The 1,369-nt window shown below is 44.5% G+C and carries 1 protein-coding gene; it reads right to left on the bottom strand.

All coding sequences use genetic code 11. The annotated features are described in order from the left end of the window. Positions 1-1,124 (bottom strand): DUF4158 domain-containing protein (locus tag R7D93_RS25370; protein WP_206926158.1); only part of this gene is annotated, 1,124 nt, incomplete at its 3' end. Positions 1,125-1,369 lie beyond the last annotated feature (245 nt).

The following is a 1,369-nucleotide window of genomic DNA, read 5'->3' as shown; positions in this document are numbered from 1 at the left end:
TTCAGGTAAAGGCAGAGGGTCTGGATATCCCTGTCATTCATGACCTTCAATGCCTGTTGTCTGACTACTGAGAAGGGTTGATTATCATCAATGTTCTCATCCACAAACAGATGCAGTAACTCTGCCGCTTTCGTGACATTGTCCGCGGCTGACTGCCAGGACAGGAACACTGCTTGTTGTGCAAAGGTGTTGGCAGCTTCTTGTTGCTTGCGGATATGGTAAATGAACCCATCAGTTAACCGTTCCAGTGCCAGTTGTATCCGCTCTGTCAGGTGACATAGCAACCATAGATGCTGCTGTGCGCGTTTGAATCGTTTGAGTTTACTACCGTAATAGTTGATGAGCTCACCGAAGTGTTGTCGATTTTTAAGAGACAGATTAAGCCCATCGATAACGCCATTGATTTGCGTGCGCCATGGCGCTAACTGATGATAAAGGGCAAGCTCTTTTTTAAGTTCAGGTACGGTCAGACTTTTTGCACCGCCTCTGAGCTGGTTCAGGCTTAGTCCGTCATCAATGGCTGTTATGCTGTCCAGAAAGACGTGAAGTTCAGGACTGGTGAGTTGATTAAGTTGGTGCGCCAGGTCTTTTCTGACCTGCTGCATCGCTCTGCTTATCAGTCTCTGGAGTACGGTGTACCTAGGGATAGCAATGCTGTGACTGGTTAGGAATTCAATAGCAGTATCAAAGAGGTAACGCGGCTCCAGCCAGGCATTGCCCACCTGAACAAGGTGGTCGAAAAGAGAATTGAAGTGCTGACTTTCGTCCCATTTGTGATAACCAGCAAGGTCTAATACTTTTGCGTAGAGTCGATCTTTTTGTTTTTGTGAGGGAGTGAATGGTCTGAGCCCCTTGCCGCCAAGCAGCTCTTTACTGATGAACATTAAATCCTTAGAAACCTGCGAGTAAGCGATATCTAGGATGACGGGCTTTGATTTGAAGTATCCCAAAATCGCGACAAAGTAACATCTATGAGCTCTGAGACGAATTGACCGAAAAACTGCCAATTCCGCATCGTTCAGAGAAAAGTACAGACGTTGTTCTTCGATTGAAAAAATGGGTGGGGAATAAAGATCTGCCTGTTCTGCTCTCGTGAGAATAGTAATTTCGTTTTTGATGGCCATATCAGGGCTGTTCCGTATTAAATGTACGATATTTACCTAATTTGCCACACTTATAAGTAGTAACCCACCTCCGCAGCCATTTATTGGTGTGGTCTACAGAGGATTAAGTCTTTTTAGAGGGGAAAATCCCTAGAACCCCATCTCCAAACATATCAAGCGTGTCTGTATCCCACTCTATTGTAAACAAGACATTTTTATCTTTTATATTCAATGGCTTATTTTCCTGCTAATTGGTAATACCATGA

It is taken from the genome of Vibrio sp. YT-15 (genome assembly GCF_033337445.1).
GTDB classification, from domain to species: Bacteria; Pseudomonadota; Gammaproteobacteria; order Enterobacterales; family Vibrionaceae; genus Vibrio; species Vibrio alginolyticus.
This window is presented reverse-complemented; position numbering and strand designations above follow the sequence as displayed.